The 26,078-nt window shown below is 65.4% G+C and carries 28 protein-coding genes; 5 read left to right on the forward strand and 23 right to left on the reverse strand.

From position 1 onward, the window contains the following. A complete protein-coding gene (locus FBY36_RS09000; RefSeq protein ID WP_142118692.1) occupies positions 1 to 405 on the reverse strand; it encodes a DUF5997 family protein in 405 nt (134 codons plus the stop codon). Here FBY36_RS09000 and FBY36_RS09005 point away from each other — a divergent pair. Further along, positions 404 to 1,189: a LysR family substrate-binding domain-containing protein gene (locus FBY36_RS09005; RefSeq protein ID WP_442858260.1), complete on the forward strand. Its 786-nt coding sequence runs from the start codon at positions 404 to 406 to the stop codon at positions 1,187 to 1,189. The two genes, FBY36_RS09000 and FBY36_RS09005, sit on opposite strands and share 2 nt — an antisense overlap. 98 nt (positions 1,190 to 1,287) lie before the next feature. Here the strand turns inward: FBY36_RS09005 and FBY36_RS09010 are convergent, their stop codons facing one another. Genes FBY36_RS09010 through FBY36_RS09020 form a run of 3 tightly spaced genes read right to left on the reverse strand, consistent with a single transcriptional unit; the run spans position 1,288 to position 3,274 of the window. Beyond that, the gene (locus FBY36_RS09010) at positions 1,288 to 1,950 is read right to left on the reverse strand and encodes a DUF3618 domain-containing protein (RefSeq protein ID WP_142118696.1); all 663 of its coding nucleotides are present in this window, start codon (positions 1,948 to 1,950) and stop codon (positions 1,288 to 1,290) included. Further along, positions 1,947 to 2,378, reverse strand: coding sequence for a phage holin family protein (locus tag FBY36_RS09015; protein ID WP_200830469.1), 432 nt, complete (start codon positions 2,376 to 2,378; stop codon positions 1,947 to 1,949). Before FBY36_RS09015 ends, FBY36_RS09010 begins: the two co-directional genes overlap by 4 nt. Beyond that, complete coding sequence (locus FBY36_RS09020; RefSeq protein ID WP_235008767.1) at positions 2,378 to 3,274, reverse strand: hypothetical protein; 897 nt, start codon at positions 3,272 to 3,274, stop codon at positions 2,378 to 2,380. Before FBY36_RS09020 ends, FBY36_RS09015 begins: the two co-directional genes overlap by 1 nt. A 275-nt stretch (positions 3,275 to 3,549) precedes the next feature. Between FBY36_RS09020 and FBY36_RS09025 the strand changes: the two genes are divergently transcribed. Beyond that, positions 3,550 to 4,095, forward strand: coding sequence for a MarR family winged helix-turn-helix transcriptional regulator (locus FBY36_RS09025; RefSeq protein WP_142118700.1), 546 nt, complete (start codon positions 3,550 to 3,552; stop codon positions 4,093 to 4,095). 84 nt (positions 4,096 to 4,179) lie between these two features. Here the strand turns inward: FBY36_RS09025 and FBY36_RS09030 are convergent, their stop codons facing one another. The 12 genes from FBY36_RS09030 to FBY36_RS09085 all read right to left on the reverse strand — a co-directional run bounded on the left by FBY36_RS09030 (position 4,180) and on the right by FBY36_RS09085 (position 14,968). Further along, positions 4,180 to 4,467: a hypothetical protein gene (locus tag FBY36_RS09030; RefSeq protein WP_142118702.1), complete on the reverse strand. Its 288-nt coding sequence runs from the start codon at positions 4,465 to 4,467 to the stop codon at positions 4,180 to 4,182. A gap of 50 nt (positions 4,468 to 4,517) precedes the next feature. Next, positions 4,518 to 5,654 (reverse strand): baeRF2 domain-containing protein, encoded by a 1,137-nt coding sequence (locus FBY36_RS09035; RefSeq protein WP_142118703.1) that lies wholly within the window; start codon positions 5,652 to 5,654, stop codon positions 4,518 to 4,520. Further along, positions 5,651 to 5,866 carry a hypothetical protein gene (locus tag FBY36_RS09040; protein WP_142118705.1) on the reverse strand — a complete coding sequence of 72 codons (216 nt, stop codon included), beginning with the start codon at positions 5,864 to 5,866 and terminating at the stop codon, positions 5,651 to 5,653. Before FBY36_RS09040 ends, FBY36_RS09035 begins: the two co-directional genes overlap by 4 nt. A 105-nt stretch (positions 5,867 to 5,971) precedes the next feature. Beyond that, entirely contained in the window at positions 5,972 to 6,316 is a 345-nt protein-coding gene (locus FBY36_RS09045) for a hypothetical protein (protein ID WP_142118707.1), read from the reverse strand. A 22-nt stretch (positions 6,317 to 6,338) separates the two neighbouring features. Continuing rightward, a complete protein-coding gene (locus FBY36_RS09050; protein ID WP_142118709.1) occupies positions 6,339 to 7,589 on the reverse strand; it encodes a D-arabinono-1,4-lactone oxidase in 1,251 nt (416 codons plus the stop codon). Positions 7,590 to 7,631: 42 nt separating this feature from the next. Beyond that, positions 7,632 to 8,540 carry a pentapeptide repeat-containing protein gene (locus FBY36_RS09055; protein ID WP_142118711.1) on the reverse strand — a complete coding sequence of 303 codons (909 nt, stop codon included), beginning with the start codon at positions 8,538 to 8,540 and terminating at the stop codon, positions 7,632 to 7,634. Between the two features lie 183 nt (positions 8,541 to 8,723). Beyond that, positions 8,724 to 10,496 (reverse strand): amidase, encoded by a 1,773-nt coding sequence (locus tag FBY36_RS09060; RefSeq protein ID WP_200830470.1) that lies wholly within the window; start codon positions 10,494 to 10,496, stop codon positions 8,724 to 8,726. Then, on the reverse strand, positions 10,493 to 11,593 hold the full coding sequence (locus FBY36_RS09065; RefSeq protein ID WP_142118712.1) for an agmatine deiminase family protein: 1,101 nt from the start codon (positions 11,591 to 11,593) through the stop codon (positions 10,493 to 10,495). Before FBY36_RS09065 ends, FBY36_RS09060 begins: the two co-directional genes overlap by 4 nt. Before the next feature lie 46 nt (positions 11,594 to 11,639). Continuing rightward, positions 11,640 to 12,350: an alpha/beta fold hydrolase gene (locus FBY36_RS09070; RefSeq protein WP_142118714.1), complete on the reverse strand. Its 711-nt coding sequence runs from the start codon at positions 12,348 to 12,350 to the stop codon at positions 11,640 to 11,642. Positions 12,351 to 12,393: 43 nt separating this feature from the next. Then, positions 12,394 to 13,587 carry a ribosome small subunit-dependent GTPase A gene (gene rsgA / locus FBY36_RS09075; protein ID WP_235008768.1) on the reverse strand — a complete coding sequence of 398 codons (1,194 nt, stop codon included), beginning with the start codon at positions 13,585 to 13,587 and terminating at the stop codon, positions 12,394 to 12,396. A 298-nt stretch (positions 13,588 to 13,885) separates the two neighbouring features. Further along, complete coding sequence (locus tag FBY36_RS09080) at positions 13,886 to 14,635, reverse strand: GAF and ANTAR domain-containing protein (RefSeq protein ID WP_235008769.1); 750 nt, start codon at positions 14,633 to 14,635, stop codon at positions 13,886 to 13,888. 96 nt (positions 14,636 to 14,731) lie between these two features. Further along, positions 14,732 to 14,968: a zinc-ribbon domain-containing protein gene (locus tag FBY36_RS09085; protein WP_142118716.1), complete on the reverse strand. Its 237-nt coding sequence runs from the start codon at positions 14,966 to 14,968 to the stop codon at positions 14,732 to 14,734. Positions 14,969 to 15,113: 145 nt separating this feature from the next. Between FBY36_RS09085 and FBY36_RS09090 the strand changes: the two genes are divergently transcribed. Beyond that, positions 15,114 to 16,265 (forward strand): GGDEF domain-containing protein, encoded by a 1,152-nt coding sequence (locus FBY36_RS09090; RefSeq protein WP_142118718.1) that lies wholly within the window; start codon positions 15,114 to 15,116, stop codon positions 16,263 to 16,265. Between the two features lie 33 nt (positions 16,266 to 16,298). Here FBY36_RS09090 and FBY36_RS09095 read toward each other — a convergent pair whose 3' ends face one another. The 7 genes from FBY36_RS09095 to FBY36_RS09125 are packed head-to-tail and all read right to left on the reverse strand — an operon-like array spanning position 16,299 to position 23,546. Continuing rightward, positions 16,299 to 17,414: a Gfo/Idh/MocA family protein gene (locus FBY36_RS09095; RefSeq protein ID WP_142118720.1), complete on the reverse strand. Its 1,116-nt coding sequence runs from the start codon at positions 17,412 to 17,414 to the stop codon at positions 16,299 to 16,301. After that, the gene (locus FBY36_RS09100) at positions 17,399 to 18,097 is read right to left on the reverse strand and encodes a ThuA domain-containing protein (protein WP_142118722.1); all 699 of its coding nucleotides are present in this window, start codon (positions 18,095 to 18,097) and stop codon (positions 17,399 to 17,401) included. The genes FBY36_RS09095 and FBY36_RS09100 overlap by 16 nt, the downstream gene beginning before the upstream one ends. Before the next feature lie 38 nt (positions 18,098 to 18,135). Then, entirely contained in the window at positions 18,136 to 19,140 is a 1,005-nt protein-coding gene (locus FBY36_RS09105) for a sugar phosphate isomerase/epimerase family protein (RefSeq protein ID WP_142118723.1), read from the reverse strand. A gap of 34 nt (positions 19,141 to 19,174) precedes the next feature. Next, entirely contained in the window at positions 19,175 to 20,365 is a 1,191-nt protein-coding gene (locus tag FBY36_RS09110) for a Gfo/Idh/MocA family protein (protein WP_142118725.1), read from the reverse strand. 13 nt (positions 20,366 to 20,378) lie between these two features. Then, positions 20,379 to 21,284 carry a carbohydrate ABC transporter permease gene (locus FBY36_RS09115; RefSeq protein ID WP_142118727.1) on the reverse strand — a complete coding sequence of 302 codons (906 nt, stop codon included), beginning with the start codon at positions 21,282 to 21,284 and terminating at the stop codon, positions 20,379 to 20,381. Position 21,285: 1 nt separating this feature from the next. Beyond that, the gene (locus tag FBY36_RS09120; RefSeq protein ID WP_142118729.1) at positions 21,286 to 22,221 is read right to left on the reverse strand and encodes a carbohydrate ABC transporter permease; all 936 of its coding nucleotides are present in this window, start codon (positions 22,219 to 22,221) and stop codon (positions 21,286 to 21,288) included. Further along, positions 22,218 to 23,546, reverse strand: coding sequence for an extracellular solute-binding protein (locus tag FBY36_RS09125; protein ID WP_142118731.1), 1,329 nt, complete (start codon positions 23,544 to 23,546; stop codon positions 22,218 to 22,220). The genes FBY36_RS09120 and FBY36_RS09125 overlap by 4 nt, the downstream gene beginning before the upstream one ends. A gap of 238 nt (positions 23,547 to 23,784) precedes the next feature. On the opposite strand from FBY36_RS09125, the gene FBY36_RS09130 reads away from it, so the two are divergent. Together FBY36_RS09130 and FBY36_RS09135 are read left to right on the forward strand one after the other, a co-directional pair. Further along, positions 23,785 to 24,828 carry a LacI family DNA-binding transcriptional regulator gene (locus FBY36_RS09130; RefSeq protein ID WP_142118733.1) on the forward strand — a complete coding sequence of 348 codons (1,044 nt, stop codon included), beginning with the start codon at positions 23,785 to 23,787 and terminating at the stop codon, positions 24,826 to 24,828. 10 nt (positions 24,829 to 24,838) lie between these two features. Then, positions 24,839 to 26,038: a mandelate racemase/muconate lactonizing enzyme family protein gene (locus tag FBY36_RS09135; protein WP_142118735.1), complete on the forward strand. Its 1,200-nt coding sequence runs from the start codon at positions 24,839 to 24,841 to the stop codon at positions 26,036 to 26,038. Positions 26,039 to 26,078: the final 40 nt, after the last annotated feature.

Here is a 26,078-nt window from a genome sequence, read left to right on the forward strand (position 1 = left end):
CTATTTAGCCTGTGCCCGGTCCTTCTTGGCCTGCTTCTTCGCGGCCTCGTCCTTGACCCGCTGTGCCTCGGCGCGGACGGACGCGTGCGTGGCGCGTTCGGTGACCAGCCACTGCGGCGGAGCCTGCAGCAGCGCGGTGATTTCCGCCGTCGTGAGCGCTTCCTCCACGCCGCCGCGGGCCAGGCCGCTGATGGACACGTTCAGCTTCTGAGCCACCACGGGGCGGGGGTGCGGGCCGTTGCGGCGGAGCTCCGCCAGCCATTCCGGTGGGTTGGCCTGAAGTTCGGCGAACTCCTCGCGGCTGATGGTTGAATCCTGGAACTCCTGCGGCGTGGCCGGGAGATAGATGCCAAGTTTCTTGGCAACGGTGGCCGGCTTCATGGACTGGGAGTTTGCAGAGGTCATGCTTCAAGGGTATCCGGGCGGCGGGTACTGTGAAGACGTGCCCGCCGACAATGCCCCCACGCCTGACGCCCCCGCCACCCCTGACGAGGCGGCCCCACGGGTGCTTCGCATAGCGTATGTAGCCGGGGTCACCCCGGGCAAATGGATCCGCCGCTGGGAAGAGCGGATGCCCCATATTCCCCTTGAAGCATTTATGGTCGACGACGGCGCGCAGCTTGGGACGCTCCGGGAGGGGCAGGCGGACATGGCGTTCGTCCGCCTGCCCATCGAGCGGGACGGCCTCAGCGCCATACCCCTCTATGAGGAGCAGCCCGTAGTCGCGGCACCGAAGGGCCACGAGATTTCCGTATTCGAGGAAGTGGCCCTCGCCGACCTGGAGCAGGAAGCGTTCCTCGACGTTGCCGCCCTGGGCGGGCCCGAGGCGGCGCTCCAGGTGGTTGCCGCCGGCGCCGGCCTGGTGATCCTGCCCATGTCGGTGGTCCGCCACTTCAACGTCAAAGACACGGTGGCGCGCAGGCTCAGCGGGGCGGACGGAACCGAAATCGCGCTGGCATGGCCCACCGAGGCAACGGATGAAGTGCTGGAGGAATTCATCGGCATCGTACGTGGCCGCACCGCCCAGAGCTCGCGCCAGCCGTCAGCGCAGCCTGAAAAGGTGAAGAAGGAACCCAAGCCTGACCGCCGGGGCACCGGTGCAAAGAAGGCGCCCAAGGTGGCCCAGCGCTATGCGCCCAACCCTGACAAGGGCCGCGGCCGCGGCTCACGCAAGAAGGGTAAACGCTAGCCGGGGCTGGCTGGCGGCCACTTTAGGCCTGACAGCAGCAAAGCCGGTCCGCAGGGTGCGGATCCGGCTTTGCCATGGTGCGTGGTTACCCACGCGGTTTAGGTGTTTTGGACGTTGTCTTTGGCGTCGGTGGCGCGGTCCTTGACGTCGGCTGCGGCCGTTTGGCCTTCGGCTTTGACGTTTTGGGCGGCGTCGGTGGCGGTGGCCTTGACGTTTTCCATGGCTTCCTGGGCTGGTTCCTTCAGGTCCTGGGCCATGTTCTTGGCGGCGTCGGTGACCTGGGTGGCCAGGGGCTGGGCTGCGGTTTTGAGTTGGTCCGCGGCTTCGCGTTCCTTCTGGCTTGCCGGGATCAGCGAGGAGACCAGCATGCCGGCGCCGAACGCGATCAGCCCGGCGGCCAGGGGGTTGCCGGCGGTTTTGGCTTTGACTTGGTCCGGGGCTGCGGAGACGGCCTGGCCGGCGTCGCTGAGTTTGGCCGAGACGGTGTCCTGTGCCTGGTGCAGGCTGTCGCCGGCGGAGTGCATGGCGTTGGTGGTGTGCCCGGCGCCGGTGGAGGTGGTGTCGTGGACCTTGGTGGTGGCGGTGTCTGCTGCTCCCATGATTTTCTCCTTCACCCCGGTCACGGCGTCTTTTACTTTGTCGGTCTGGCGGTGGACGATGTTGGACGGGGTGACTTTGTCCGCTACGGCGTCCACGTTGGTGCCCAGCCGTGCCCGGGTGGCTTCTATGTCTGCGCGGATGACGTCAGGGTTTTCGCTCATCGGTTTACCTCACCTGGTTTTAGGGTTGGGGGAATTTCTGAGAGGGTTTCCCCGGTTTGGGGCATGCCCTTGATCTGCTTGAGTTCCTTGCGGCCGATGGAGGCCAGGACCGCGGCGATGATGGCCCAGACCACCGCGACGATCAGCGCGGACCAGCCCAGGGGCATGATGGCGCCGAGGGCCCACATCAGGGCCAGGGACAGGAAGAGCAGGACGAAGTGGCCGCCCACGCCGGCGCCGGCGAGCATGCCGGCGCCTTTCCCTGCCCGGGAGGTGGATTGCTTGAGTTCGGCCTTGGCCAGTTCCACTTCCTGACGCATCAGGGTGGACAGGTCCCGGGTCACATCCCCCAGCAATTCACCCAGGGATGCGTTGTCGGCTTTCATATGCGCCTCACTCGGCGGCATCTCCGGAATCTGGCTACTCATCACAGACCACCCGTGCCGCGGCGGCCGGTGCCGGAGGTGCCTTCGCTGCCGAACGGCTCGTCGTCGTTGTAGACGCCGTTTTCGGCCCGGTAGGGGTCGTCATCAAACCGAAGCGGTGTCTCCTCGGCGGTACCTGAGGGCAGGGTGCTGGTGGAAACCGGGGCACCGCTGCCTACAGTCGGCTCAGCAAAGAGATCATCGGTTCCGGCGGCGTACACCGTCTCCTGGTGCAGTGGCGCTACCGGCGGTGACTGCACGGCGCGGTGCTGGCCCAAACCCTGCTGGCCTGAAGCCTTGACCTGCCCCTGTGATTCGGGGGCGCCTGCGGTGAGGCCGCGGGTGAGGCGTCCGGCCAGGACGCCGGCGCCGGCGGCGAGGAGCAGGAACGTTCCGGGCCGGTTGCGGGCGAACCGCTGGACCTCATTGAGGAGGTCACCCGGCTCCCGGTTCTCCAGCCAGGACGCCATGGAGGAGGTCCTATCGGCTGCCTGCCGGATGAGGTCGCTGGCCATGCCCTGCTGGTCAGGTGCGCTGGCCATGCTGTGCAGCTGGCCGGAAATGTTCCGGATGCCCTCGGCGGCCTTCTGCTGCTGCGTGCCGGCCTGGCTGGTCAGGCCCGACTTCGCCTGGTGGAGCAGGTCCTGGGCGTTGGCCTTGGCCTCGTGGGCCACGTTCGCGGCCTCGCCCTTGGCCGTCTGGGCAACTCCCTGGGCGGCAGATGCAGCTTCACCGGCAACGTTGGAAGCCTCCTCCTTCGCCGCCTGCGTCTTGGAGGTGTCGGTTGAGGACCCCGTGTAGGAGGCCTGGCCGGGCGCTGCCTCGGTTGCGCCGTAAGGATCGACGACGGCCGGGTCGGCAGTGGTGCGCGGAGTCTGGGGCCATTGGTTCTCTGTCATCATCACTCTCTTTCAGAAAGGGTTAGCTGGCGAACAAGAACCAGCAGTGCTGGCAACTTAGTAAGCAAGGTTACTAATTAGATACTAAGCACACTTCCCATTTGGATTGCAAGGGGTGGCCCCCTGCCGTTTGAAGTCAGGAGCGCCCGATGTGGGGCCGGCAGGGCGGATGGATAGTAAGCCTACTTGCGAATAGGTTGCTAAGCATGCTTATTGTAGGAGTGTAGCGACGCAGGGTGACCAGCACTTCGCCACCTACAGGAAGGCCGCGGCCGATGACCAGCAATCTCGATCCGGACGCCCGGAGCAGCTACCGCCTTATCACTTTGGCGGCGCGGCTGATCCAGCGGCGCCAGGACGATGCACTGGCCCCCCTTGGCCTCACCCGTGCCGCTGTTATTGCACTGGAAGGCCTGATGGGGGGCCCACTGAACCAGGAACAGCTCGCCGACGCGATCAGGGTCCAAAGCCAGACGCTGGGCCGGGTCCTCACGAGGCTTGAAGCCACCGGACTCATCACCAGGATGCGCCACGCTTCGGACCGAAGGCAGCTGAAGGTGGAGCTCACCGATGCCGGCGTTGCCGCCGTTGAAGCCGCACGGAAGGCAGAGGTCAACGCTTATCCGGATGACCCGGAGATTGCCTGGAATGTACTCCGGGAGGAGCTGACGAAGTTTGTCCGCGCAGTACCACCGGTCCGCGATACAGGCGTTGTCCCGTTTGCGCCGCCCGAACACCGGGCCGGGCACGGGCACGCGCACCGGCCGCAGGCCGGGCGGTCAGGCGGCGCGCGGAGCTGGGACCAGCCCCGCCAGAACTGAACTCCTTGCCGGACCGCGGTCCGGCCGGAATCATCAGCAGGAAAAAGCAGTGGCCGGACCTTTCGGACCGGCCACTGCTTCTACTCAACTCTTGTCTTCCTGCTCTTCCTCCAGCAGCCCCCGCTGCGCCAGGTCGGCGGCATCGGCTGCCTCCGGGGGCAAGGGATCCGTTGCCGGGGGAACGTCGTCCGGCGCATAATCAGCCAAGCCCGCCGCAACCCGCTCCTGTTCGACGGCCCGCTGGTAATCGTCGTCGTCCACGTCCGCCGGCATCTTGCCGTGGCCGGTGCGGGTGGGGTTTGGAAGCGCATCCTCCTCCGGGACTATCACGGTGTCGAGGACATCATCACGGTTTTCATCTGCAGTGCTCATGGTCACCTTCCACTCGTTGGGTTCCTCCAGGAACGGGGCCGTATGGCCTATTACGACGACGGGACGTCCGGTCCCGAGGACCAGCGCAGTAGAGCCGCCACGTCGACGCCCTCCGGCAGGACCGGCCCGGGAACCAGGAGAACACGGGCGTCAGTGAGGGCTGCTGCCCGCAACAGGGCGGCAGGGGCCGGAACTTCACCAAGGATTCCTGCCGCCAGGGCTTCCTCCTTGGCGGTGGCAATCCACGGTTCGGCATCCAGTGCCAGCATGGTCCGCTGGGACAAGGCGGCGTCATCGAGGATCAGGACATCCACCTGTGCCTGCTGGAGTGCGTGGACCACGGCTCCAACACCATGGGCCGCCTCCGGATTCGCCTGGCCCTCCTGAACCGCCAGCCTGTCCATCACCGACTGCTGCTCCTCAGCCCAGACCTCGGCCACCCGCTGGTTGACCTGGTCCTCCAAATTGCTGCTGTCCGCCCCGGCGGTGTGGGTGTGGGAATCGACGATGGACACCAGTGCCTGGGCAGCTTTGGAAAGTTGCTCCTGCACCAGCCCGCGGGCATGGATGTCGCCGGCGAGAACAATCAGCCGCGCACGGCTGTTGTCCGCCAGCCGGTCGATTTCGCCTGCCACTTCATCTGCGTTCCGGCGCCAGACGTCCTCCGTATGGTGCTGGAAACGCAGGTGGGACCAGCCACCGCCCTGGAACTTCTTTATGTGCTCGGACTCACCCTCCACTTCCTGAACGCTCGTGGGGGCACCGGCCCCGGCGCGGTACAGCCGGATTTCCCCATGCTCGCGGCTGACTTCAGCCACGATGTAGGCAAACTCCTCGGGCTGGTGCTTCAGCAGCGGGAGCAGGTCCGGGACGGGTTCTACAGCCAGCCGCTCCGGCAGGACGAGTTCACCCGGGAGAACCTCATTGAGTTCAGCTTTCCCGCCATGGACCAGGACAAACCTGGACACGGGGGAGGGCACTCCGGTTGCAGGTTTCAGGGCCTGTTCCATGGCGTCGACGTCAGCCGGCGCTGCACCCTGCGCTTCAAGCTGGACCCGGGTGTTTCCGGGGCGGACATCGCCGGCTTCCAGGCTGTCCACCGTTCCGGTTCCGGCGTCCACGTAGGCGGTGCACCAGGGGCCGGGGAGGCGGTACAGGTCTGCGTATTTTTGCAGGCTGGTGGTCACTGTTCCCCCTCCTCGTCGTCGAGAGGGTCTGGTGCTGCCACAGGATTCAAGGCTTCCTGCACCTCGGCGGGATCCGTGTCATCGGGGAAGGGCTCTGTTTCGCGCCATTCCTCCGCATGGGGCGGTTGGTTTCCGTGCACCACCCCCTGCGTTTCATGCTTCATCTGGTCATCCAGATTCTGGCCATGGGTGGTGTTGCCGCGTTCTGCCATGACGATCTCCTTCGCGCGTGAATTAGTATCACAGGCTTACTAGTTCGTCACTTCACCGTAGCACCAAGACGGTGCCGGCTAAAGGGGTAAAACGAGGCTTCGCCGTCAGGCCTGGCAGGCATCCTTGAGGGCCCGGACGGACTCTGTTGGCACTTGGTCGCCGGACTCCGCGATCTGGCCCAACGGCGTCGTAATTTCCGCCGGAACCCCTGCTGTCCGTGCTGCCGAAACGAGGCCTCCCAGCGCCTGGCGGTCCTCCACGCTGACCAGGCCGTCCTGTACCACCGCGCAGATTTGCCGGTTGACCTCCTGGGCGGCGGCCGAGGCAACCTTGGAGGCGGCGTCACTGGCCGCGTTGCCGGCGGCCTCCTCCACGGCACCGCATCCGGTCAGCAGCAACAGGACGGTGGACAGGGAAGCGGCGGTAACGACGGCGGCGCGGAAAGTCATGCCTCCAGCGTACTGGCGGTGGCTAGCGGCGGGCTGGGACGCCCAGGATGCCGTCCAGGAGTGCGTTCCGGAATTTACCGTCCGGATCATGGCTGGCGGCAAAGGAACGGAAGTCTGCGAATCGCGGGTACAGCGTCTCCCAGTCGTGTCCTTCCGGGGTGAACAGCTTGCCCCAATGCGGGCGGGCCCCGAAAGGCCGGAGGGCCTCTTCCAGGACCGGGAGGAAGGCTTCCACTTCCGGCTGCAGCGGTTTCCAGGTGAAATGCAGGGCCACGCTCTGCTGCCGGTAGAACGGGCTGAGCCAGAACTCATCTGCGGCGCCGGTGCGGATTTCCGAGACGAAGAGCAGGGGTGCAAGTTGGTCGGCCAGCCCACGGACTGCCTGGAGGGCGGCGGGGGCGTGCTCCAGGGGCAGGATGAACTCGCTTTGCAGTTCGTCCCCGTTGCTGGGGGTGAACTCGTGCCGGAAGTGCGGCAGCCGGTCCAGCCACAGCCCCGGTTCATCCAGCTGTGCCGTGCAGTTCTCGGCCGACATGTCCGGCAGCGGGTGCCGCGGGTTGAGGGCGGCGGTGGCGCCGAACAGGTTGGCGAGCGGCTGCTCTTCATCAAGTGCCTTGAGCCAGACCTGGTTGATCCTGTCGCCGGCGTAGTCCGTAAACAGGCTCACGCTGTAGGCGCTCGACACGATGGTGCTGAAATCCGCCAGGGCGTTGTCCCACGGAAGATCCTCCAGGACGCGCTGGCGCATCCTGAAGCTGGGACGCACGGCCAGCTCCAGTCCGGTGACAATGCCCAGGGCGCCGATGCCCACCACGCTGGCAAGGAACTCGTCCCCGTCCGCCCGGGTGAGCGTGACCTGCTCGCCGGAGGCCTGGACCAGGTCGATGGACTCCACGGCGCCGGCAAGCGAAGGGTTGTCCACCCCGGAGCCGTGCGTACCGGTCTGCACCGCACCGGCCACCGAGATGTGCGGCAGCGAGGCCAGGTTGTGGATGGCAACCCCGGACTCCTCCAACCTCCGGCACAACGCCCCGTAGCTCACCCCGCCACTGACGCGCACGGTGCCCTTGTCTGCGTCCAGTTCCACCTGCTGCGGCAGGGCATCGAGGAGGACGTGCACGCCGTCGGTATCACCTACCCTGTTGAAGGAGTGCCGGGAACCCAGGGCCTTGACCCGGGGCGCGGCCGCCACGATGTCCGCCAGTTCCGCTACGGATTCCGGCCGCCGGACGTCCGCGGAGGAGTATTCGAGGTTTCCTGCCCAGTTCTTCATTGATGGCTTTCGCTTGGGGTCGGTTTCCTCCAACTGTCAGCGCTAACAATCTCCGCTGTCAAGAAGCTTCCACGGTGCGGGCGGGGATGCACTGCCCGCACCCAGCCAGTGGCCGGGCCGCTCAAGACCGGCGGGCAGACGGGTGGAAGCGCTGCCGCGGGCGGCGGTAATTTGTGCCTGGGTGAGGAAGAGCGTGTCGGTGAGGTCGGCGTCGTCGAACCTCGCATCCCGCAGGTCGGCCCCCAGCAGGTCCGTCCCGGCAAGGTCCGCGCCCCGGAAATCCGCGGCGATCAGGCATGCGCCGCGAAGGTTGGCGCCGCAGAGCGCCACGCCGCGCAGGTCTGCTCCCGCCAGATCCGCACCAGGCTGCAGGCAGCCCAGGCGCGGGCCGTCGTCGAAGTAGCCCGCGCGGACCTCCTCGCTGACCCCGCGCAGTGCGTCGCCTACCTGAACGTGCAGGGATCCGATGTCGGCTGCGAGGACGTCATCGAGGGGACCTTCTGCAACTTCGCGGACCATGGCCTGCAGGTGGCGCACATCCCCGGCAGTATCCGGGCCGTAGGCCTTCGCCTCCGCCTGGCCAAGGAGCCACCACATTTCGTGCAGCTGGCGCAGGACTTTGAAGGCCGCGAACATGTCCGGCGCCAATGCGGGGTCCTCCCGCCAGCTGGTGCCCCCGAACAGCCGCTGGCTGACGGCCTGGCCGGCGCCGAAGCAGTCAAAGACCGTGCAGCCAACAAAACCGCGGGGCCGGAGCCGGTCATGGATGGTGCAGGAAAAGTCCGCTGCCAGGTTGGGGCATGGCGTGGCCGGCGGTTTGTCGATGGCGAAGTCCGCGGACCGGGTGAACCCGAAGGCCGTGCAGCACAATGCAAAACACTGTGAACAGTCAGGCCGAAGGGCGGCCTGGCCGGGGGAGTTGGCAACGGAAGGAGGGGTGGTGGGTTTCAAGATGGCTCCCGAGGGTGGTTCCGGTAGGGGTGCGGGACGGAGGGGAACCCATTGCTGGGTTCCCCTCCGGGACACGCGGAATCACCGTTCCTGCTTGGAATGACGGGAACTGCGGACTGCTGGACATCAAAGGCAAAGAATGAGGATCACTGCGTCCAGAGTATCCGCTGCTGCGGCGATCGGTCAGTCGTTTTTGGTATCTCCTGCGGGCGTGGTGCGCGGCGGCGCAACGCGACGGCTTCCGGTGGCCTCAAAGGCCGCCGCCAACCGGAGCAGTTGGGTGTCGCTGTAGGCCCTGCCGGCAATGGTGAGGCCCACGGGCATCCCGAGGTCGGAAGAGATGCCCATGGGAACCGTGACCGTGGGGATGCCGAGGTGGCGCGGAACCAGATTTCCGTTGGCAACCCAAACGCCGTTGCGCCAGGCGATGTCTGCAGAGCCTTCATTGACATCCGCGTCCGCTGGCGCCACGTCGGCGGCTGCCGGGAACACCACTGCATCCAGGCCCAGCCGGTCCATCCACTCCTCCAGGTCCACCCTGCGGGTCTCCTCGAGTCCCACCAGGCCTTGGGGCAGGTGCGGAATATCGGCCAGGACGGGAACCCCGTTGTCTCGGATCCAGGCAGGGTAGTCCGCGATGTCGTCGTCGAACCCGTCATACCGGTCCGGCAGCGCGCCCTCAGGGGTTGGGAAGATGGCGGAACCGTCGACGTCGGCAAGCCGGTTCAGGCCCGGGTCGCCGTTGGCCTCGAGGAAGTCATTCCACGCCCAGGCGGACAGGTCCACGATCTCCCGCCGCAGGTATTCGGGTGGCACCAGTCCTCGCGTGGCAATGGTGGGCGCACCGGGCCGGTCGCCCTCATAGTTGGACACCACAGGGAAATCCACTTCCACAACGTCCGCGCCTGCGGCTTCCAGGTCAAGGCGCGCCGCTTTCCACAGCTCCAGGATGGACGGGCGTGTTTCGATCCGCTGGCCTGTGGGGCCGCCGATGCCGGGCGCCTCCGACGTCCCGGCCTCCGGATCCGCGTTGATGTACATGCGGGGGATACCGAAGCATTTACCTGCCAGCACGCCCACGGCCTCGGAAGCGTCCCGCACCGCGAGGTCAAGGTACGACGACGGGCGGACAGCTGATGCCTTGGGTACGGGAATCCAGGGCTGGACGCGCCAGAAATCCCCACGGGTCTCGGCATCGTCCGCCACCACCACGTCCAGGACTTCCAACAGGTCCGCCATGGTGCGCGTGTGCGGAACCACCACGTCCATGGTGGGGACAAGGGGCCAGTTGCCGCGGACGGAAATGACGCCGCGTGATGGGGTGTACGCGCAGAGCGCATTGTTCGACGCCGGCGCCCGCCCTGAGGACCAGGTTTCCTCTGCGAGTCCGAAAGCGGCGAAACTGGCGGCCGTGGCGGTACCGGAGCCATTGGATGACCCGGAGGCGAAGGCCGCAGTTAGGTAATCCTCGTTGTAGGGGCTTTCCGCCCGCCCATATACTCCACGCTGCATACCTCCGTTGGCCATGGGCGGCATGTTGGTGAGTCCGATCAGGACCGCCCCGCCGGCCCGCAGCCGTTCGATGGTGAAGGCGTCCTGTTGGGCCACCAGGTCCTTGAAGGCCGGTGAGCCGGCGGCGACGGTGAGACCCTGCACCTGGTAGCTGTCTTTCGCGGTGTAGGGGATGCCGTCGAGGGGGCTGAGCGTGAAGCCGGCAGCGCGGCGCCGGTCTGACGCCTGTGCCTCGGCGATGACTTCCGGGTTCATCACCACCAGCGCGTTCAGGCGTATGCCCGAAGAGTCATACTTCTCGATGCGCGCAAGGTATAGCCGGGCCAGTTCTTCGCTGGTCACCTGGCCGGAGTCAAGGGCGGCACGCAACTGCGCAATGCCGGCCTCCACAACCTCGAATGTTTGCCTGCATGGCAGCGGAGCCTGCTTTTCGGTCAGCTTCACAGTGAGCCCCCGTCCATGGCGGCCGGCTGCTGCTGGGTAATGCAGTGGATGCCGCCGCCGAAGGCGAAGATGTCCCTGGCATCCACCAGCTCCACGGTCCTGCCGGCATAGGCGCGTTCCAGGATCCCGGCCGCAATGGCATCGTTGGGATCGCCGAAGCTGCAGAGCACCACCACGTCGTTGGCCACGTAGTGGTTGATGTAGGACCAGTCCACCCAGCCTTCCTCGTCGCGAAGGACTGTGGGTGCCGGAACGTCAATGATGCGCAGCGGGCGGCCCTGTGCGTCCAGTTGGCCGGCGAGGACGGTTTTCAGCTGCAGGTACACGGCGTGGTCGGGGTGGGCGGGATCGTCCTGGCGGTGCAGCAGGATGGTGCCTGGGCCGGCGAAGGCTGCCACGATGTCCACGTGGCCCCGGGTGCCGAACTCGTCGTAGTCCCGGGTCAATCCGCGGGGAAGCCAGATGGCTTTGGTGGTGCCCAGGGCGGCGTGCACTTCTGCTTCCACTGAATCTTTGGTAGCGCCCGGATTGCGGCCCGGATCCAGCTGGACTGTCTCAGTCAACAGGACGGTGCCTTCACCGTCCACATGGAAGCCGCCGCCTTCGTTAACCAGGGCGCTTGGCCGGACGGGGACTCCGGCGCCCGCCGCCACTGTCCGGGCCACAGCCTGGTCCTGGGTCCAGGCCGCCCACTCCTGCCCGCCCCAGCCATTAAAGATCCAGTCAACGGCAGCCAGTGAACCGTCCGGCTGATGCACGAACGTGGGGCCGCTGTCCCTCAGCCAGGCGTCATCGAGCGGAACGGCCATGACGTCGATGCCGCCGCCCAGCCATTCCCTTGCAGCTGTGGCGTCCCTTGGGTCAGCCACCACCGTAACGGGCTCGTACCGGGCGATGGTCTGGGCCACCCGTGTCCAGGCTGCACGTGCGCGGTCAAGGGTGGGGCTGCCTACGGGGCCGAAGGTGTCATTTGGTGGGGGGAACGCCATCCATGTGCACTGGTGGGCCTCCCACTCTGCGGGCATGTGGGCAGCGGTGCCGGTGGAAACGTGGTCAAGGGCGGCGTTGTCCCCGACGGTGGAAGAAATGAATACCATTCATTTATTATGGGTTCGGGGCTGGCACGGTGCAAGAGTATTTCGTTCAGCGCGTGCCCGTCCGGTCCACCGCCGCCAGGATGGCATGCGCCAGTTGGTCCGGTTTGGTGAACTGCGGCCAGTGCCCTGTTGGCAGGTCGACGAATTCCACCTCCCGCACCTTTGCCAGTTCCGCCACGAACGGATGGCCGGCCGCGATCCACTCCCGGAGCATGGCGGACGGGAATTCGCAGGCGATCACGGTGGCGGGCACGTTGTAGCGCCGCTCGTCATGCAGGTGCTGAATGCCGTACGCCACGCCCCGGGGCTCAGGAACGGCCCGGGCCCGGAAGTCCTGCCGCAGCCCGTCGCTGAGATCCACCAGGTCGGCGTCGTCAAAACTCTCCCAAGGAGGCAGCGGCACATCGTCCCCCTCCGCCGGCAGCTCATCGTTGATGACGCCGCCTTCCCCCAGCGGTCCGCTGTCCACGTAGATGGCTCGTTCCACCTTGCCCGGCCGCGCATCCACCACCCCGTGAATGATGGCACCGCCGCCGGAGTGGCCCACCAGGACGGCCTTGGCCGGCAAGCCATCCAGGACCCGCACCACGGCGTCGACATGGTCCTGCAGGCTGATACCCACGCGACTGGCCTCCGCCGATTCCTTGCCGGGAAGGGTAAGGGGGCGGGGGCGGTGCCCGGCTGCTTCCAGGGCAGGTGTCACCTCATCCCACGATGAGGCGTCCAACCAGAAACCGGGTACCAGGATGATGTCCATGACCGAACCCTACTCCCCGCCCCCGACACGGAAGCGTCTTGTCCTATCGCTTCCGCTTCCGGTCCTTCGCTCCCGTCCGGCTGCCGTGTTCGGAGGCCTCGCGCTCTGCCCAGCGTTGTGATTTGCCCGCCGCAACCACTTTCTGCTGCCATTCCCGGTGGTAGGCGCGCTGGGCGGCGACGTCGGATCGGCGTGCCAGTGCCGCAAGTTCCCGCTGCATCTTCAGATAGGAGTTCCAGCGGCGTTCGGCCAAGGCGCCGCTGTCGATCGCTTCGCGGACCGCGCAGCCGGGCTCATTACCGTGCGCGCAGTCAGCGAACCGGCAACCGGCGGCCAGTTCCTCGACGTCGCCGAACATCCCGTCCAACCCTTCGCCGGCGTCGAACAGCCCAAACCCGCGCACGCCGGGCGTGTCCATCAGCACCGTCCCGTTGGACAGCGGCACCAGCTCCCTGGCAGTGGTGGTGTGCTTGCCCTTGAAATCTCCGGACCGCACCTCCCCGGTTTCCTGGACCTGGCGCCCCGCCAACGCATTGATCAACGTGGATTTGCCGGCGCCGGAAGGCCCCAGGAGCACTATGGTCCCGCCGGGCGGAATCTGCCCCATCAGTTCGTCGATCCCGTCCCCGCTTTCGGCCGACGTGGTGACCACCTCCACACCTGCCGCCTGCAGAATGACTTTCCCGACGACGTCGTCCGCCACCTCCGCCAGGTCTGCCTTGGTGATGATCACCAGGGGAGTGGCGCCGGAATCCCATGCGGCCACGAGGGTCCGTTCCAGCCGGTTGTGCGTGAGGGGCCGGTCCACGGGCACCACCACGCCCACCGTGTCCATGTTGGCGGCCAGGACCTGGGCGGCGGAGGAGTCCTCGAAGGCCCGTTTGCGGCTAAGTTCCGAGCGGCGCGGGAGGACGGCCAGGATTTGCCGGTCGCCCGCCCGGTTGGGGCCGATCCAGACCCAGTCGCCGGTGACGGCCTGCCCGCCGGACAGGGGGTACGGCAGGTGCAGGAGCCCGTCGTCGACGGCAACGAGCAGCAGGTTGCGATCCACGCGCACCACCCGTCCGGGTGCAGTTGCCCCCGGGCAGGGGTGCTGATGGAAATAGTGTGCGACGGCGGGCGTGTAGCCGTAAGCGGACAGGCCTCCGCCTTGCATGGAAGCGCTGTTTGCGGTGCTGACTGCGTTTACGTCTGGGTTGTTGGTGGCGTCAGGGGGGTTGCCTGAAGAAGTATGCACTGTGGTTTCCTTGGATATCCCCGGTGCACTGGCAGGTGGACGCGCAGCGTCAGGAAACGCGAGTGCAGCCGGGATGGATGGTTGATGTGGTGGATGCGGGGCGCTCAGGGCGCGCGGCAACAGCAGTCATCAAAACCACCCCCATTCCCTCGTGCGGCTTCCCGTCATCCTGCCGGTAAGCGGCAAGGCGGGACCGCGTCCCACTCTAGTGGCCGCCGGCGCCGCGGGCTAGAGGTGGAAGTTTTCCGTTATCACCGGGCGGCGGTTCGCGCGGCAACGCCGGCGGGGGCAGGTCCGCCTATTCGTCGAAATGCGTGAGCAACGATGCGTTGGGTGACACGGACTCCACCACTCCGGCCGCAACGTCCCGGAGCTTGGCATTGCGTGAGCTTGAGGCTTTCCTCAGCACGGCCAGGGCAGCCTCCTGGCTGCACCGGTTCTGTGCCATGATGACGCCGACGGCTACATCGATTGCCGTGCGGCCCTTCATTGCTGCTTCCAGGTTGTCCCGCGCCTCCTGCAGCCGGGCCAGCCGCAGCCCCAGCCGGAGGGTCTTGGACGACTGCTCCGCGAACAGTTCAGCCCTGGCGATATCACTGCCCGCAAAACCATGGATCCGCGAGGCGTAAATGTTCAGCGCCGCGGTGGAAGCGCCCTCAAGCTGCAAAGGCACAGCGAGGATTGAACCCACGGCATGGTCGGCTACAGCGCGGATGTACTGGGGCCAGCGATGTTCACGGGACACATCCGGGACGTGGACGCTGGTCCCGGTCCGCATTGCCGACAGGCCCGGACCGTCGCCGAAGGCGTACTGCAGTTCGTCCATCGTCCGGGCCCTGGCCGTGCTGCAGGCCACTGTGACAGGTTTCTTGTGGCGGACCACGCTGAGGTTGCAGAAGATTTCGGCGCCCCTGGGGGACAGGAGGGAAGCGGAAAAGATTGCCAACTCCTGGAAGAACTCTTCGGCATCAGAGGTTTCCAGCACCATATCCTGCAGCCGCGAGGCGACGCTGTCCTGCAATTCCAGGGGGATGGAGAAAGCGTCCACGGCACGTCCTTAGGCGGTTCTTCAGCAACTTCCAGGTTGCGTGTGAAGACGCCCACTTCCAAACGTTCAGTTCCACCCTACCTTGCCCACCAACTTCTACCGCCGAAGCTCCAGCGCCCGCTTCTGCCGGGCGGTGATGGACGAGACATAGCCGCAGTTACTGCAGGTAATCCGGAATTTCCGCGACACCGTGAGCACTGGAATGAAGAACAGCGTGAACCTGGTGGCCTGCTCCTCCAGGAGATGGTGGACGAAGGCCCCGCAGTTACTGCAGGTTGCCGCCCTCCCGGGGAGTGCCTTGTGGACGGTCTTGAAACCGAAGAGAAGGAGCATGGCATGCCTTTCGTGGTGCCCGTGGTTAACTGCCAGCTTAGGTGGGTTTGAGGAGTGCCGGCGGGGGTACGAGGTCTTCTGCACCGTGTTGGTGGATGCAATACTTGCGTGAGCAACATCGGGGCTTTGGGGGGGCTACTGGCAGATGGTTCTGGATACGGCGACCCTGCGCATCGCTTTTGGCCTCATGGCCCTTGTCCTGGTGGTCCTCTTCTACTTTTCCGCCTACCGGTTGACGCGCTCGCCCTACAGCGCCTGGTGGTGTGGAGCCCTGCTGTTCTTCCTGTCCGGGTCAGGCTGCTTCCTCCTGGACGGCACACCCCACCAGGTGTGGGCCAACCCGGTGGGGAACACCCTGCTGGTACATGGTGGTGTTGCCGTGTGGGCCGGGGCGCGCTCCCTGCGGACCGTGCGGCCGCCCAAGTGGGCCTTCACCGGCATTCCGCTGGTTACCCTGGTGGCCTCCCTGCTGGATCATCCGGCCACCAACACCTGGTCCGGCGGCCCCGTGTTCCTCGCCGCCATGAGCCTGACCATCGGCCTGGCGTCACGTGAGCTCTGGCGCCTTGAGCCCGGTTATTCACGGGTCCGGATTCCCATGGCCGTTGCTGCCGGAGGGCTCAGCGTTTTCTATTTCTTACGCTGGCTGGCATTCCTGGTGGTGGGCCCCAATGCGCCACTCTTCGACGCCGTGTTTGGATCCGCCGTCACCACCCTGGTAACCATGGTGCTGCTGGTGGTGGTCTCCTTCAGCATGGCGGCGCTGAGCACTGAACAACAGACGCGCGCCCTGCGCGTGGTGGCCAGCCGGGACGACCTCACGGGGCTCCTGAACCGCAAGGCCTTCCTGGACCTGGCCGGGGAGCAACTGGCGGACCGTTCCATTACCGGCGGATCAGGAGCCCTGATCCTGGCCGACCTTGACCACTTCAAGACCGTCAACGACACCTACGGCCATGCCGCCGGAGACCTCGCATTGCAGGCGTTCGCTGACGCCTGCGCTGCCACCGTGCGCTCCACTGACCTGACCGGGAGGTATGGCGGGGAGGAGTTCGTCATCCTGGTGCCGGGGGCAAGTGCAGAACGGGCCGAGACGATTGCCGGGGAAATCAGCAGGCGCATGGCCGGGGCGGTTGCGCCGGAGGGAATGGACATGCCCACCGCGAGTTACGGCATTTCCACCTATGACGGCCGGACCTCGGATGTTGATGAGCTCATCGCATCAGCGGATGCCGCCCTGTACCGGGCCAAATCCCTGGGCCGGAACCGCGCCGCCCATAGCGATGGAGTGCACTAGCTCCACTGCGACGGGCGGCGCGGTTCCCGATGGCTACTTGGCCTGAAGGGCGTCCGCCTGCTCGGCCAGGACGGTCAGCGCCACGCTTTCCGGCCGCTCAACAGTGCTCTGAATGCTCACCGTCATGCCGCTGTGCGCGGCCTTCAGGACAGATTCCATGACCTCCAGGACATGGTAGGCAAGTGTCCCGCCCGCCCTGGGCTCCTTGCCCTCAGGGGTGGCGGCCAGGTCCGCGATGCCGAACCCGCGTCCGGAATCGACGTACCCTGCCGAAACGGGAAGGGTTTCCCAATCCTCGGCGCCCAGGGAGAACAGCTGGACGTCGCCGTCAAAGTGGTTGGGGTCCGGCACCACCAGGGATCCGCGCTCGCCGTGGATCTCGATGTTGGGAGACTTGGACTTCACGGCGTCGAAGCTCATGAAAAGGGTGGAGAGAGCGCCGGAGGCGTGGACCAGGATGCCCGTGACGTGGGAGTCGATGGTGACGGGCACCTTCTCACCTTGTCTTGGACCGGATCCGATGGTCCGCTCATTGCGGGTGTGGCTGGCCGCGCCCAGCACCGACACAACGGGACCCAGCAGCGTCACCAGGGCCGTGACGTAGTAGGGGCCCATGTCCAAAAGGGGACCGCCGCCCGGCTGGTAGTAAAAGTCCGGGTTTGGGTGCCAGCGCTCGTGGCCGGGGGTCACCATGGTGGCCGACGCCGAGATGGGGGCGCCGATCAGGCCATCATCGATGGCTTTGCGGGCGGTCTGGATGCCGGTGCCCAGTACAGTGTCCGGAGCACAGCCGACGACGACGCCTGCCTGGCGTGCCGCGTCCAGCACCTGGCGTGCCTCCGCAGTTGTGGCGGCCAGGGGCTTCTCACCATAGACGCTCTTTCCGGCGGCGATCGCCTTCAGCGCCACGTCCGCATGCGCTGCCGGGATGGTCAGATTCAGGACCAGGTCCACGTCATCTGCGGCGAGCAGTTCCTCCACAGACAGGGCGCGGACGCCGTCGTAATCGTCCGCCACTGCCTGGGCGCGGGCCGGATCGAGGTCCGCCACGGCTACCAGCTGGACCTGGTCCAGCCGACGGAAATTGGTGAGGTACTGCGCGATGATGGCTCCGCAGCCAATGATTCCGACTCTCAACGGCTTGCCCACAACAGGCCCCTTTCAATGATGGTGCGTACGTTCGGGTCCTGGAGGATTTCCACGCGGTGGCCTGGGGTAGCCACGAAGATGCGGCCCTTGCCCCATTGGCGGGTCCAGATGGCGGGGGATGTTACTTCCCGGTGCCAGGGGTCCCACTCACGGACTTTTTGGGTGGTGGTGGCAAGGACGTCGATGTAGTCGTCCGAGAGCACCCAGTACTGCTCGGTGACCAGGTCGAAGTCCTTGAGGCCTTTGGTGATGGGGTGTTCCGCGGCTGCAGGAAGCATGTTCACGGTGTAGGGGACGTAGTTGTCCGACTGCTCGCCGATGCGCTCGCCCGGGTGCTTGCCGGGGTGGCAGGCGAACTGGCCGCCGATCAGGTGGAGGTAGTCGGAGTTGTTCCGGTAGGAGTCGGCGATTCCGCCGTGCCAGCCGGCCAGGCCGGTGCCGTTTTCGACGGCGGCACGCAGCCCCGCGAACTCGTCCTTTTCGATGGTGGTCATGGTCATGCACTGCATGATCAGGTCCACGCCCGCCATGTATTCGGCGTCCGCGTAGACCTTGGGGGATTCCTCCACGCGGACGTCGTAGCCATTGTCCTTGAGGAAGGGGATGAAGAGCTCGGTGGCCTCGTAGGGCTGGTGTCCGTCCCAGCCGCCCCGGACCACAAGGGTTGTCTTATTCTCGGTCATGAAGTGGTTCCTTAATATGTGGAAAGTTGGCGTTGGTTTCAGCGGCTGGAAAAAGCGGCGTCGAAGGCAGCTGCCGGCGGGGCGATCCGGGCCAGGTCCTGGACCATGGCCAGCGCCTGTGGGGCGCCGATGAGGCGGTCCATCCCGGCGTCCTCCCACTCGATGCTCGTGGGGCCCTCGTAGCCGATGGCGTTCAGGGTCCGGAAGATCCTGTTCCACTGGACATCGCCATGTCCGGCAGTGACGAAATCCCAGCCGCGCCGCGGGTCCGCCCAGGCCAGATGCGAGCCGAGGCGGCCATTGCGGCCGTCGAGCTGGCGGACGGATTCCTTCACATGCACGTGGAAGATCCTGTCCGCGAAGTCCTGCAGGAACATCACCGGATCCAGGTCCTGCCAGATGAAGTGCGAGGGATCGAAGTTCAGGCCGAAATTCTCCCTATGGCCAATCGCCTCAAGGGTCCGTTTCGCCGTCCAGTAGTCGTAGGCGATTTCGGATGGGTGGACCTCCAGTGCGAACCGGACACCCTCCTCGTCGAAGACGTCCAGGATGGGGTTCCACCGGTCCGCGAAGTCCTGGTAGCCGGCGTCGATCATTGCCTGGGAAGCCGGCGGGAACATGGCGACGGCTTTCCAGATGGAGGAACCGGTGAACCCCGTCACGGTCTTGACGCCAAGCCGGGCGGCTGCCCGGGCGGTATCCTTCATGGCTTCCGCCGCCCTGCGGCGTACGCCTTCAGGTTCGCCGTTGCCCCAGACTTCCGCGGACAGGATGCCCTGGTGGCGTTCATCGATGGGGTCATCGCAGACAGCCTGGCCGGTCAGGTGGTTGGCGATAGCGAAGACTTTGAGGTTGTTCTTCTCAAGGATGTCCAGCCGGCCCTGGAGGTAGTTGTCGTCCTCGGCAGCGCGGCGGGGGTCCAGGTGGTCGCCCCAGCAGGCGATCTCCAGCCCGTCAAAGCCCCACTCGCCGGCAAGCCGCGCCACTTCCTCAAAGGGCAGGTCGGCCCACTGGCCGGTGAACAGCGTGATTGGTCGTGTCATGTGTGTTCCTTGGTTCCTCGGAGCTCGGTGTCGCTCAGACTTTTTGCCACTGGCTGGAATTTCCGGCGCTGGACTCCACTGCGGCGAGGACCCGCTGCACCTGCAGGGCGTCGGCGAAGGACGGTTCCGGCTGGCGGCCCTCGCCGATGGCGGTGACGAGGTCCACCACCTGGTGCGTGAAGCCATGCTCATACCCCAGCCCGTGGCCCGTGGGCCACCAGTTCCCGACGTATGGGTGCCCGGGCTCGGTGACGAAGATCCGTCGGAATCCTGCGTCCGGCGACTCTGCCGCGTCATAGAAGGACAGGACGTTCATCTCTTCGAAGTCAAAGGCGAGGGAACCTTTGGTGCCGTTGACCTCCAGCCGCATGGCGTTTTTCCTGCCCAGGGCGTACCGCGTGGCCTCAAAGACGCCGATGGCACCCGCGGAGGCGCCGCCGTCGAACTTTGCGCTGAAGATGGCCGCGTCATCAACGGTGACCGTCCCACGTGGGGCGTCGCTGCTGAGGTCGCCGTGGCCGCCAAGGCCCACCAGGTCACCGGCCAGCGGACGCTCCCGGACGAAGGTTTCCAGCATCGCGGACACCCCGCTGATGTTCTGGCCCGTGACCCATTGCGCGGCGTCGATGCTGTGGGCGCCGATGTCGCCCAGGGAGCCGGAGCCGGACTTGCTCTTGTCCAGCCGCCAGGTCATGGGGGCGGTTGGGTCCGAGAGCCAATCCTGCAGGTACTGGGCCCGGACATGCCGGATCTCGCCGAGCCTGCCCTGTTCCACGAACCGCTTGGCCAGGGCCAGGGCCGGGGTGCGGCGGTAGCTGAAGCCGCACATGGAGAAGACACCGTGCTTCGCGGCTGTCTCCGCCGCGAGCGTCATCCGTTCGGCCTCCTCCACGGAGTTGGCCAGCGGCTTTTCGCACAGCACATGCTTGCCGGCTTCCAAGGCTGCGATGGCAATTTCCGCATGGGTGTTGCCGGGGGTGCAGATGTCGATGAGGTCGATGTCGTCGCGCTCGATCAGGCGCCGCCAGTCGGTCTCAACCGAGTCCCAGCCGAGCTTGTCTGCCGCCGCGCGGACGCCGTCGGCATTCCTGCCGGCGACCGCGGTGAGCTGCGGCTGAAGCGGCAGGTCGAAGAACCGCGGTGCGGTACGCCAGGCGTGGGAGTGGGCGGCACCCATGAAGGCGTAGCCCACCATGCCGACCCGCAGGGGCTTTGCGGTGGTCATGGAGAGATCCTTTCTACTTGCTGAAGCCGGCGGTCAGGCCTGCCAGCAGCTGGCGGCGGCCGATGACGTAAAGCACCAGGATGGGCAGCGTGCTGAGCACCACCGATGCGAGCACGGCCGGGATATTGACGCTGAACTCACCCTGGAAAGTCCACAGGCCCAGGGGCAGGACCCTCAGGCCCGGGCTCTGGGTGAGGATCAGCGGAAGCAGGAACCCGTTCCAGACATGCAGGCCGTTGTAGATGGCAACGGTCACGATGGCAGGGCGGGTGAGGGGCAGGGCGAGCCGCCACATGGTCTGCCATTCGCTGCAGCCGTCCAGCCGCATGGACTCGAACAGCTCGTTCGGGACGTCGCGGATGAAGTTGGACAGGATCAGCACCGTCAGCGGGATGGCAAAGGCGATGGACGGCAGCATCAATGCCAGCAGGCTGTCGTACAGGTTGAGCCGGATGATCATCAGGTAAACCGGAATGATCGTGGCCTGCAGCGGGATGGCAAGACCCATGAGGAACATGCCGTTGACCAGTTTCAGGAACCGCCCGCTGCCGCGGACGATCGCGAATGAGGCCATGAAGGAAACCAGCACGGTGGGAATCACCGAACCGAGCGTGACGATGGCGCTGTTCATGAAGTACGTGGCGAAGTCCGCCTCAAGGACCAGCTGGTAATTCTCCAGCGTAGGAGAGGCGGGGAGGGCCAGGGGATTCTGGCCGAAGTACCCCGCCTGCGTCTTAAGGCTGGTGATTACCACGTAGTAGACCGGCAGGATGATGATGGCCAGCCAGATCCACCCGCCGAGGCCGCCGGGGATGTTCAACCGCCGCAGTCTTGTGCCGAGCCCCCGCTTGGGGGCCGCGGGGCCGCCCAAGCTTCCGGTCCGGGCCTCCTGCGTATTGCTTTTCAGGACGGTACTCACCCTACAAACCTTCCAATTGGCTGCCCTGCTTGTCCTTGCCGCCAAGACGCTGGAGGAACAAGGCAAGACCGAGGCCGATGATGACGAGAATGACGGCGACGACGCTTGCCGGGCCCATGAGGTTGGCCCGGAAGCCCCGCAGGTACATGTCCAGCGCCAGGATGCGGGTGGAGTTTCCGGGGCCGCCGCCGGTGAGGACGAAGATCAGGTCGAAGTAGGTCAGCGAACCCACGACCATGAGGGTGGACGAGGTGATGATGGTGTACTTCAACTGGGGCAGGGTGATGTGGAAGAACTGCTTGATGGTCCCGGCCCCATCGATCTGGGCTGCCTCATACAGGGACTTCGGGATCTGCCGCACCCCGCCCTGGTAGATAAGGGTGTGGAACGGCACGAACTGCCAGGCGATGACGAAGATCACCAGGCCGAGGGCCAGTTGCGGGACACCCAGCCAGTCCTGCGCCAGGAATGGCAGCCCCAGGCCGGTTGCCAGGCCGAAGTTGGGATCCAGCAGGGCCTTGAAGGCAATGGCGACGGCGGCGGAGGACAGGAGCAGGGGCAGGAAGTACAGCACGGCCAATGCGGCACGGTACCGCTGGCTTCCCGCCGTGAAGACTCCCAGCAGGAGGCTGATGGGGGTCTGGACCAGCCACGAGACGATCATGATCAGGAAGGTCAGGCCCAGGGCGTTGTACAGTTCCGGGTCCGCCAGCACGGAGAACCAGTTGTCCATGCCCGCCGCCCCGATGGCACCAATCCCGTCCCATTTGGCGAAGCTCAGGATGAGCACACCGGCCAGCGGGATGATGGCGAACACCACGAAGAAGAAAAGTGCCGGCAGTGTCAGCCACGCCAGGGCGGCCTTGCGCTTTTCGGTTTGCCTGGAATCCTTGATGCCGACGGCGGGCCCTCGGGCGGTGGAGATAGCGTTACTCATTTGCCCAGAGTGGCGTTCATGTTCTCGGCGAACTGCTGCGGCGTGATCGACTTCAGGAACAACTGGTCGATGTTGTTCAGCAGGGCCTCCGCGGCGGTGGGGCTCAGCGCCTGGTCCCAGGACTGCTGGAAGCTCGGCGCGTTCTTGGCCACGTCGTAGACGTAGTTGAGGAACTCCTTGTCAGGGGACGTGTTCAGCTTGTCCTCAATGCCGTTGACAATGGGCACCGAGCCGGAATTGATGTAGGCGTCAATGACGGTGTCGGTCAGGATCCCGTCCTTGAAGAACTTCTTGGCGGACTCCTTTTCCTTGTCGCTGGCCTTGGAGGAAATGGACATGTACTGGGCCGGGTTGCCGACGCCGTTCTTCGGATCACCCTTGCCGCCGGCAACGGCGGGGAACGGGACAAAGCCGAGCTTTCCGTCCTGGACGAAGTTCTGGCCCGCCTTCTTCATGGCGCCGTAGGTCCAGGAGCCGTGCAGCATCATGGCCGCCTTGCCGGAGAACAGCAGGGCCTGGTCTGCCTGGGAGTCCGCGGTGATGGAGGAGAAGCCCTTGATGAAGCCGTCCGCGGAGACCAGCTCCTGGATCTTGGTGCCGGTCTCGATCACGGCGGGGTCCATCCAGGCATTGGGCTTGCCCTCAAAGATCGCCTTGAATACCTCGGGGCCGCCGATGCGGTCCAGCAGGTATTCAAGCCACATCATGGAGGTCCAGCGTGACTGGCCGCCCAGGGAGAACGGTGCAACACCCATGCCATTGAAGGTCTTCACCAGCGACATGATGTCGTCCCAGGTCTTGGGTGGCTGGACGCCTGCCTTCTGGAAGAGTTCCTTGTTGTAGAACAGTACGATCGGTGCGACGTACTGGTTGGGCAGGGCATAGATCTTGCCGTTGACGGTAGCTGCGCCAAACACGGACGGGAAGAACTTCTTCTTCAGGTCCGGGTTCTGGTCAAACCAGCTGGTCAGGTCCTCCACCTGGTTGGCCTCGGCGTAGGTCTTCAGGCCACCGCCACCCCACCCGTAGATGATGGTGGGTGCCTGGTTGGCACCGATCGCGGTCTTGATCTTGGTCTTGTATGCGTCGTTCTGGAAATAGGTGACCGTGATCTTGTCGGCGGAGTTTGCCGAATTGAAGGCATCCACGGCTTTCTGCATGGTGGTCTGGTTTGGCTCGCCGGTCAGGTACCACATGCTGGCGCCCCCGCCGCCGCTGGAGGCGCCCGGGCCGGACGTCCCGCAGGCACTGGTTGCGGCAACGGCAAAGGGAGTAAGGGCAGCGAGGGCGAGGAAAGAGCGCCGGGAGGTCTGGGGTTGCTTCATTGCTTCTCCATAGTGATTTTGCAGTCGGATCCCGGGCGTCATCTTCGACGTTCGATCGAAATATTTCGACCCGGTGATATAAGTCACGGTCTAAACTAAAGCGTGAAAAAGCCGTGTGGTCAAGGGATCGTAGAGGATCTTTTTCCGCCGACACCCGTGTTCCGGATAAGCCTTGACCCCAGAAGGGCGCGTTCTGCACAATGAAAACGTTTCCTCACCTTCGAAAGATTGCGAACCCATGACGACCAGATTGCCTGAGCGGACCAAACCCACGCTCGCCACAGTGGCGAGGCAGGCAGGGGTTTCGGCGCCCACAGTGTCAAAGGTGGTGAACGGCCGCGACGACGTTGCCCCCGAAACCAGGGCCAGGATTCTTGCCGCACTGGAACAGGCCGGGTACCAGTCCCCACTGCAGCGACGGGCGGCTGCGGAGAGCGGGACCGTGATTGAAGTGGTCATCGACGTGCTCGACTCCGCTTACACCATCCAGGTCCTGAACGGCATTCTTCAGTCCGCGGCCGGCGCCGACGTCGAAATCCTGGTCAGCGTGACCGGTCAATCCACCCCTGGCCGCCACACTCCGGAGCGCCGGGCGCAGCGGATGCTGGAAGAGGGCCGGGCCGGGATGATCGTGGTGACCTCTGCCTTCAGTGAAGCGCAACTGCATGCGTTCAGGCGCCGCCAGATTCCCGTCGTCGTCATCGACCCCCTCAACCCGCCCTCAGCCGACGTCGTCAGCGTTGGGGCCACCAACTGGGCGGGCGGAAAAGCCGCCACTGAGCACCTCTTGGGACTGGGCCACCGCCGTATTGCATACATCGGCGGCATAGAGGGTGCTGAATGCAACCAGGCGCGGCTGCACGGCTACATGGCCGCCCTCATGGCACAGGGCATCAAGGTGGACCCCAGCTACATTGTGTCCGGCGGCCGGTTCCGGACCGAGAGCGGGGTCAGGGGGTTGAAGGAGTTGCTGAAGCTTGACGCCCTCCCCACGGCCATCTTTGCCGCCAGCGACGCCATTGCCCTGGGTGTCCTGAGCGAAGCGCGGCACCATGGGATCAGGGTTCCCGAAGACATCAGCCTCATCGGTTTCGACGGCACCAACCAGGGTGAGCAGTCGGTGCCATCGTTGAGTTCGGTGGCCCAGCCCCTTGAGGAAATGGGCCGGGCCGCCCTGAGGTCGCTCCTGCGCCAGGTGCGCGGCGAAGTCCTGGACTCCCACCGGGTGGAACTGGCCACCCAGGTCATCGTCCGCGAATCCACCGCCCCTCCCGCCGGCTGAAAGACGTCACATGAAAATAACCAACCTCGATACCGTGGTGGTGGACTTCTACCGGACCAACCTCATCTTCGTCCTGCTCACCACCGATGAAGGCCTCACCGGTCTCGCCGAGGCCACCCTCGAAGGGCAGGAACACGCAGTCCGTGGCGCGGTGGCCGTCCTCGCCGATGCCGTCCGGGGCAAGGACCCCACGCGGATCACGCAGACAATTTATGAGGTGAACCGGGACGCCTATTGGCGTGGTGGTCCCGTATCGATGACCGCCCTCAGCGCCCTCGAAATGGCAATGTGGGATGTTTCGGCCCGCGCCCTTGGGGTCCCGGTGCACCGGATGCTGGGTGGGCAGGTCCGTGACAGGGTCCGGGCCTACGCCAACGGCTGGTTCTCCGGAGTCAAGACGCCTGAAGAATTTGCCGAGGCAGCCATACAAACAGTTGCGCAGGGTTTCCGTGGACTGAAGTGGGACCCGTTCGAGGCTGCGGACCTGATCCTCGGGCCTGGGGACCTCCGGCGCATGCTTGAGCCCGTTGCCGCGGTGCGGGAGGCGGTGGGCGATGACGTTGAGCTCTTCATAGAAGGACATGGCAGGTTCGACGTCCCCACGGCTATCCGGGTGGCGCGTGAGCTGGAACAGTTCCAGCCCGTGTTTTTCGAGGAACCGTGCCCTCCCGACGGACTCGACGCACTCATCGAGGTTCGCAGCAAGTCCCCGGTTGCCATTGCCGCGGGCGAGCGGTGGATGGGTCGGAACGTTTTCATCCCCGCCCTGGCACGCAAGGCTGTGGACTATATCCAGCCGGACGCCACGCACGCAGGGGGACTGCTGGAACTGTCCTTCATTTCAACGCTGGCGGCAGCCCACTATGTACCGTTCGCACCCCATAATCCGAGCGGGCCCCTCAGTACTGCGGCAACGCTGCAGCTTGGCGCGGCGCTGCCGAATTTCCGGTACCTGGAAATCATGGCCACAGACGTACCATGGCGCAGCGACATCTCCAATGAACGCCTCCGTCTGACGGAGGATGGCGACGTCATGATCCCCGAAGGCGTTGGGCTGGGCATCGACCTGGACTTTGACGCGATCGCGGAGCACCCATTCACACCGCATCCCATGCGGATTTTCAGCGACGTGGTGGCTGATATCCGGCCATCGGACGCGCGGTCCTACTTCAACCTGGCACATGCAACGCCAAGCGCGTCCGACGCGTGACGGGCTACACCCCGATCTTCGAGCTAACGGTGGGCGCTGC

It is taken from the genome of Arthrobacter sp. SLBN-122, assembly GCF_006715165.1.
In the GTDB taxonomy this organism is placed as follows: domain Bacteria; phylum Actinomycetota; class Actinomycetes; order Actinomycetales; family Micrococcaceae; genus Arthrobacter.

Bases quoted from the DNA above. Each gene is read 5' to 3' on its own strand.
- FBY36_RS09005 (WP_442858260.1), top strand. From the start codon at position 404: ATGCTTCAAGGGTATCCGGGCGGCGGGTACTGTGAAGACGTGCCCGCC.
- FBY36_RS09000 (WP_142118692.1), bottom strand. From the start codon at position 405: ATGACCTCTGCAAACTCCCAGTCCATGAAGCCGGCCACCGTTGCCAAG.
- FBY36_RS09010 (WP_142118696.1), bottom strand. From the start codon at position 1,950: ATGAGCGAAAACCCTGACGTCATCCGCGCAGACATAGAAGCCACCCGG.
- FBY36_RS09015 (WP_200830469.1), bottom strand. From the start codon at position 2,378: ATGAGTAGCCAGATTCCGGAGATGCCGCCGAGTGAGGCGCATATGAAA.
- FBY36_RS09020 (WP_235008767.1), bottom strand. From the start codon at position 3,274: ATGACAGAGAACCAATGGCCCCAGACTCCGCGCACCACTGCCGACCCG.
- FBY36_RS09025 (WP_142118700.1), top strand. From the start codon at position 3,550: ATGACCAGCAATCTCGATCCGGACGCCCGGAGCAGCTACCGCCTTATC.
- FBY36_RS09030 (WP_142118702.1), bottom strand. From the start codon at position 4,467: ATGAGCACTGCAGATGAAAACCGTGATGATGTCCTCGACACCGTGATA.
- FBY36_RS09040 (WP_142118705.1), bottom strand. From the start codon at position 5,866: ATGGCAGAACGCGGCAACACCACCCATGGCCAGAATCTGGATGACCAG.
- FBY36_RS09045 (WP_142118707.1), bottom strand. From the start codon at position 6,316: ATGACTTTCCGCGCCGCCGTCGTTACCGCCGCTTCCCTGTCCACCGTC.
- FBY36_RS09050 (WP_142118709.1), bottom strand. From the start codon at position 7,589: ATGAAGAACTGGGCAGGAAACCTCGAATACTCCTCCGCGGACGTCCGG.
- FBY36_RS09065 (WP_142118712.1), bottom strand. From the start codon at position 11,593: ATGGTATTCATTTCTTCCACCGTCGGGGACAACGCCGCCCTTGACCAC.
- FBY36_RS09070 (WP_142118714.1), bottom strand. From the start codon at position 12,350: ATGGACATCATCCTGGTACCCGGTTTCTGGTTGGACGCCTCATCGTGG.
- FBY36_RS09085 (WP_142118716.1), bottom strand. From the start codon at position 14,968: ATGCTCCTTCTCTTCGGTTTCAAGACCGTCCACAAGGCACTCCCCGGG.
- FBY36_RS09090 (WP_142118718.1), top strand. From the start codon at position 15,114: ATGGTTCTGGATACGGCGACCCTGCGCATCGCTTTTGGCCTCATGGCC.
- FBY36_RS09100 (WP_142118722.1), bottom strand. From the start codon at position 18,097: ATGACCGAGAATAAGACAACCCTTGTGGTCCGGGGCGGCTGGGACGGA.
- FBY36_RS09105 (WP_142118723.1), bottom strand. From the start codon at position 19,140: ATGACACGACCAATCACGCTGTTCACCGGCCAGTGGGCCGACCTGCCC.
- FBY36_RS09110 (WP_142118725.1), bottom strand. From the start codon at position 20,365: ATGACCACCGCAAAGCCCCTGCGGGTCGGCATGGTGGGCTACGCCTTC.
- FBY36_RS09120 (WP_142118729.1), bottom strand. From the start codon at position 22,221: ATGAGTAACGCTATCTCCACCGCCCGAGGGCCCGCCGTCGGCATCAAG.
- FBY36_RS09125 (WP_142118731.1), bottom strand. From the start codon at position 23,546: ATGAAGCAACCCCAGACCTCCCGGCGCTCTTTCCTCGCCCTCGCTGCC.
- FBY36_RS09130 (WP_142118733.1), top strand. From the start codon at position 23,785: ATGACGACCAGATTGCCTGAGCGGACCAAACCCACGCTCGCCACAGTG.
- FBY36_RS09135 (WP_142118735.1), top strand. From the start codon at position 24,839: ATGAAAATAACCAACCTCGATACCGTGGTGGTGGACTTCTACCGGACC.